The organism is Microcystis sp. M49636_WE2 (assembly GCF_030065375.1).
Classification (GTDB): domain Bacteria; phylum Cyanobacteriota; class Cyanobacteriia; order Cyanobacteriales; family Microcystaceae; genus Microcystis; species Microcystis aeruginosa_C.
In genome coordinates this window covers 1-5,921 of the sequence record NZ_JASJFG010000941.1, presented here as the reverse complement: position 1 = coordinate 5,921, position 5,921 = coordinate 1, and the positions used below count along the sequence as shown (strand labels likewise).

The 5,921-nt window shown below is 39.6% G+C and carries 5 protein-coding genes and 1 pseudogene; 4 read left to right on the top strand and 2 right to left on the bottom strand.

Annotation, left to right across the window (positions count from 1 at the left end):
* The coding region (locus PX484_RS21690; protein ID WP_288105453.1) for a hypothetical protein at positions 1-897 on the top strand (897 nt) is incomplete at its 5' end.
* Positions 898-968: 71 nt separating this feature from the next.
* Positions 969-2,768, top strand: coding sequence for a vWA domain-containing protein (locus tag PX484_RS21685; protein WP_287768061.1), 1,800 nt, complete (start codon positions 969-971; stop codon positions 2,766-2,768).
* Between the two features lie 360 nt (positions 2,769-3,128).
* On the opposite strand, the gene frr is transcribed toward PX484_RS21685, so the two are convergent.
* A complete protein-coding gene (frr, locus tag PX484_RS21675) occupies positions 3,129-3,650 on the bottom strand; it encodes a ribosome recycling factor (RefSeq protein WP_373276097.1) in 522 nt (173 codons plus the stop codon).
* 13 nt (positions 3,651-3,663) lie between these two features.
* The gene (pyrH, locus tag PX484_RS21670) at positions 3,664-4,386 is read right to left on the bottom strand and encodes a UMP kinase (protein ID WP_002800489.1); all 723 of its coding nucleotides are present in this window, start codon (positions 4,384-4,386) and stop codon (positions 3,664-3,666) included.
* 205 nt (positions 4,387-4,591) lie between these two features.
* On the opposite strand from pyrH, the gene PX484_RS21665 reads away from it, so the two are divergent.
* Positions 4,592-5,173 (top strand): hypothetical protein, encoded by a 582-nt coding sequence (locus tag PX484_RS21665; protein WP_002800488.1) that lies wholly within the window; start codon positions 4,592-4,594, stop codon positions 5,171-5,173.
* A 14-nt stretch (positions 5,174-5,187) separates the two neighbouring features.
* Positions 5,188-5,403: pseudogene (locus tag PX484_RS21660) on the top strand (RNA-guided endonuclease TnpB family protein); the annotation flags it as partial.
* Positions 5,404-5,921: the final 518 nt, after the last annotated feature.

Genomic DNA, 5,921 nt, shown 5'->3' with positions numbered 1-5,921 from the left:
TCTTCACAAGTTGGTACACAAGTTTTGTGGTGGGTGGAAGATTACACCGAAGAAGACTTTATGAATTGTACCTTAGAGCCGATTCCCGATGTGGTTTATCAAGCCATTGATGAGGAATTATTAAAAATTCCTTGCTTTCCTCAAAACGTGCCTGAAAAAGAAAAATTTGTTATAATCGGTCGAGAAGTTAAAAATAAAAAAGAGGCTTGGTCAATCATTGCTGTTATTAGTAAAGGGAAAGATCGCAACAGAGAAGAAGTATTATTATATCGTTATTTTATAGCGCAAGGATTAGGAAAATTAACGAATTTATTGGCATGGTTTAATACTAATAACAAGCCAACTTTCGACCCTTTTGATCAAAAAGATACCAGAAAAACCCACTTGTATGATGATTCTAATACCCGTCATAATGATGCTTTAAAACTGCCGCAATTTCAAGCATTATTACAAGAAAAAAATCCTTGTTTAGTGATTCCTCGTGATCTAAAGTGTACGGTTATTATGATCAATCAACTGGCAGAAAGAAGAAAAAATAAAAACAAATTAACCGCATGGGCCTATCAGATTGAAGAAATTTATAAACCCCAAACCTTTCAAGCGATTTATCCTCTAAACTCTGATGCTGAAAATTATCTTAGGAAAAAAGTTTCTCAAAGGTTTAAACCTAAAATTTTTAATAATTTATTGGGTTTTCTTGGTGATTTTTATCAACTAATGACCCATACTATTAAAGTACCGCTCTTTCTTTTGGTGGGTATCTTTTTCGTTGGTGGAACTCTGATTTCTTTCCCTGCTTGTCTTGTTTTATTTGCGGGTTTTTCCTGGTCTATCTTATTTATTATTGGCATCTTAATCATGTTTTTGCTAGGCTTTTATTTGGGAGGTAGTTCCTAAATAAAAAGTAAGCGATATCGTCAACTTTATTCCCTTTCAAAACCAATTCAATTATTAAAAAATTAAAGACCATGTTAAGTTTATTGCAAACCCTCAAACAAAATTATCAAAAAGCCTTATTATTTGCCTTATATGGAGGAATTGGCTGTTTAATTATAGCTCTAATTTTAGGAGAATGGTTTCTTCATTTAACCGAACTTTCTCCCCTACCTCAAACCGATCAAAAAGCGGTTATTCTTTTAATCGATTCATCAGGTAGTATGGAAGGTGGCAAACTAGAAGAAGTCAAAACTGCGGCAATCAATTTTATTAACCGTCGCGACTTCTCAAAAGAACAGTTAGGGGTGATTAATTTCGGTGAAACGGTTAATATTATCACTTCTTTAAGCACTAATCAGGCACAATTAAATCAGGGAATTAACAGCTTACAAGCACTAGGCGGAACACCGATGGCAGCAGGAATTAAACAAGCGATCGCATCTTTATCTTCTACTGACAATAATCGTTATATTTTACTGTTTACGGATGGAATGCCTCAATCTCAATTTCAAGCTATTCTAGCAGCTAATAAAGCTAGAAATCAATCAATTTTAATGATTGTTGTCGCCACAGGAGATGCTGATATTCAATACTTAACCCGTTTAACAGGGGATCCTAATTTAGTTTTTTATGCGAACTCTGGCGAAATTGATCAAGGGTTTCGTCAAGCAGAATTAGCGATTAATAATCAGCAATTATTAGAATCAAAAACAACAGGTAATTATAGTTTAACTTATTCTTCGTTAAGAACAGGAGGATGGACAGCTATTATTACTCTAGGGTTATCTTTAACCTTAATTGTTGCTCAGAATCACTATTTACATCGTCGTCTTTTAACCATCAAAGAAACTTTCCTGATTTTAATAGGAAGCACTATTGCTGGTTTAATCGCAGGGGGGATCGGTTCTTCTCTATTTACCATTTTAACCAATCTTCCTAATTCTGAATTAATCGCTGGGGTCATTAATTGGGGAATTGCTGGGACAATTACTTTTGTAATTATCAATTCAATCAGACGTAATATTCCTTTAAAGGAAATCTTGATCCGAGGTTTTCTACTGGGAATTATTGCTGCTGTAGCCTTGATTTTTACCATCGATTATTTAGGGGATGCAGGAATCTTGATAGCTGGTTTTATTGTCGGTTGTGGAGTATATTATACTTTTTATTCAAAAGGGTTAGCTTGGTTTTTTGGCATTATTGTTCTCTTTTCAGGATCATGGTTATTATTACCATCTGTTAATTTTTCCTCAGCCTTAGAAATTGCCATTCGTTTGATTGCATGGACAATTTTAGGAGCCATTGTCGCTTTAGGTATTTCTTATTTTATTCCCAATTTACAAAGATTAAGAGCTTTTTTAGGCGGTAGCTTAGGGGGTAGTTTAGCGTCAATTGGATTTCTTCTCATGTCTTTAATATTAACTCAATTTATTCCCATAGAAACCAGTTTAGCAGATCGGTTAGGACGTTTAATTGGTGCATCTATTTTAGGGTTTTGTATCGGTTTGATGATCTTTTGGGAGGAGGAACGTCAATTACAAAAAAGTACATATTTATTAATTCGGTGGAATGACCAAGAAAGTCGTAAAATTCTTTTAGGAGAAATTCCTATTTGGTTAGGTTCTTCTCTCGATGCTCAAATTGCTTTAAGTAAGACTAAATATCCCGATAAATTTGCTAAAATTTTTAAAGCAGGAAATCAAGTATTTTTTGAGTTTCATTCTGATTATGCTCAAGCAAAAGGGATTAAAATTACTCAACAGGAATGGTCATCAAGTCAGTCTCGAACTTTTGACGGAATTACGCTGACAATTGTTGATGAAACCAGATAAATTTACTGCTGGTCAGTAGTCATAGATAAAATATCAAATAGCCACGATTTTTTAGAGAAATATAGACTCTTTCTTACTAATCTATAAATCCTTGCCTCGATGAAGTTTACCAGAAATTACTGTCTTATATGACTCCCAAAAATCAGTGTAAGCAACAACACATTACCCCGTCATACTAAATCCAGTTATTAAAAACTGATTATGTATTCCCCCTTTTGCCTGTCCTCATAAGTAGCCTATACTCAACGGATTTAGTATAAATTGTTGCATCGGGACTGACTCCTCTATAGCTTTTAAATAGAGATAAAAAGCCAAATAGAACAGACAAAAAGCCTGTTCTATCCCTGAGGAGAAAAAAACTTAAACCGTCAAGATATCCTTTTCTTTTGTCGCTAATAAATCCTCGATTTTGGCGATAAATTTATCGGTGGATTTCTGCACCTGATCCTGTAAATCCCTGGATTCATCCTCAGAAATCTCGTGACTTTTCTCCTGTTTACGGATAGCATCGATCGCATCCCGGCGAATATTGCGGATCGCCACCTTTCCCTCTTCGGCCAATTTCGCCACCGATTTGACCAATTCCTTGCGGCGATCGCTAGTGAGGGGAGGGATATTCAAACGAATGGTCTGACCGTCATTACTGGGGGTTAAACCCACGTCCGAGAGAGAAATCGCCTTTTCGATCGCCCCCATACTGGTACGATCGAAGGGTTGAATAGCGATCGTGGTTGCGTCGGGAGTGCTAATGGTTGCCAGGGACTTGAGGGGAGTTTCCATGCCATAATACTCCACCATGATCCGATCTAAAAGAGAAGCATTTGCCCGGCCAGTACGAATCGTATTAAAACCTCTCTGGGTTGATTCGACGGTTTTCTGCATATGGTCTTGAACTTCAGCTAACTTCACAGAATCCTCCTACCAATGTTCCAACGGGTTCACCTTTGACAGCGCGAACAATATTACCTGTCACCGACAGATCGAAAACGACTATCGGGATATTATTTTCCTTGCACAGAGCGATCGCAGTTCCGTCCATCACCCGCAGATCATGGGTCAGTACATGACCGTAGGTGAGACTTTGAAAGCGTCGCGCGTTAGGGTTGTGGGAGGGATCGGAATCATAAACTCCATCCACTTTCGTCGCTTTAAACACCACTTCCGCATCGATTTCGGCAGCGCGCAGGGCCGCCGTGGTATCGGTGGTAAAGAAAGGATTACCCGATCCCGCACCGAAAACCACCACCCGACCTTTTTCCAGATGACGGATTGCTCGCCGGCGGATGTAGGGTTCAGCTAATTCCTGCATAGCGATCGCCGTTAATACCCTAGTCGGCACTTGCGCTCGTTCTAGGGCATCCTGCAAGGTCATAGCGTTCATGACTGTTGCTATCATACCAATATAATCGGCCGTGGCCCGATCCATGCCGGCCGAGGCGGCTTTCACCCCGCGAAAAATATTGCCCCCACCGACCACGATCGCCAATTGGATGCCTTGAGCAACCACTTCGGAGATTTCCTGGGCGATAGCGGAAACCACCATCGGGTCGATCCCATAGCCGAGATTGCCCATCAGGGCCTCCCCACTCAGTTTTAATAATACCCGCTTGTACGCCATGCCCTTACTACCACTCGCTAAAACAAGATCTAGATAATTTTTGTCTCCCCATAAGATAGCAGGTTTTGGCCTTGATTTAAGCTGACCAGTTTACTCTCCCCAGGGGCCGACAAGTTAAGATTAATAAATCTTTTCCTTGGGAAATTAGTATTTAGTGATACCTTTGTTATCAAGGGAAGCTTAGTTTGATTGAGAATTAATAACCGTGGTCAGCGATCGATTACTATTGGTCAACAAAAGCAATCAAGGGGCCGCTAACATCGATACCTTTGATTGGGTGTATGGGTTTCAGGATGGAACCCTTCTGATGGGCAAGGTTTGCGGTTACTTAGATCCCGATAGTAATCGTCTTCTCGATCCCGAAAACTGCAGCGCTATCTACCAGAATGCCCAGGGACAAGTCCTTAGTCGTTGGCAAGCTGGAGATTTTATCGCTTTTGAACTAACCACCACCGGGGAAGATCTCCTGATCGTGGCTTCTAATGACAATTGTGTCGGTAATAGTCTCTGTTTGGTTTCGGGCATTAGTCGCAGCTGCGCCCAAGTTACCGATGAAGGAAAATCCCTCGTCCTGGAGGTTTTTCAATACCCTGCTTGGTCTTTGCAGGGCGATAATACCACTTCTAAGCCGGCTTTCAGTTGGAATTGTTCCCTATCTCCCTTTTTCCCCTTTGTTTCCCTGCGTTTTAATCTTCAGTCCACCAGCAGCAAAAAATTCTATCGCTGGACGGTTTCCCCCTATTTTCCCTTTTGTCCCCTCTTAGAAGTGGGAGAATCCCTTGCCTAATTGGCTTTTTCACTACGATAGTTCTAGAAGATTTCAACACATCGGGAATGGTTAAAACCGTAAGCTATCCCCTGCTATATCAGACTTAGGATGGCGTTCTTCCAGAGATATGCTATCGGCGAAATCCGCTTAATATGGTCGGTATTCTCGCTTAATTTCTCAATGGCAACCAACAAAGCCAAAAGTCTGACCGTTGCTGTGGACATAGGGTCCAAAAAGCCTTAAATGTCCCTAGAGATGTTAGAGCAGTTATCTTAATGGTGAGCTACGAAGTTTTCCTTTTGGGGAGTCAGGAGTCAGCTTTTATTTATTCTCCCTGCTCCTGGCCTCCTCGTCCCCCACTTCCTAATAGACATCTCCAAAAATTATAACCCAGTCACAGCTTGCTTTTAGTCTGCATACTAATTAAGTAGTTCGATGGCTAGAATGTATGTCTATCGTTGCTAATTCAATTTCACTGAAAAAATATGAGGCAATTAAAATAATTTTTATTAGGGTAGATTCCTTGACTAGAAAGACTTTTGGTCTTGAGACAATATTAGGTCGAGGTCTAATTGACATCTCCAAAAATTATAACCCAGTCACAGCTTGCTTTTAGTCTGCATACTAATTAAGTAGTTCGATGGCTGGAATGTATGTCTATCGTTGCTAATTCAATTTCACTGAAAAAATATGAGGCAATTAAAATAATTTTTATTAGGGTAGATTCCTTGACTAGAAAGACTTTTGGTCTTGAGACAATATTAGG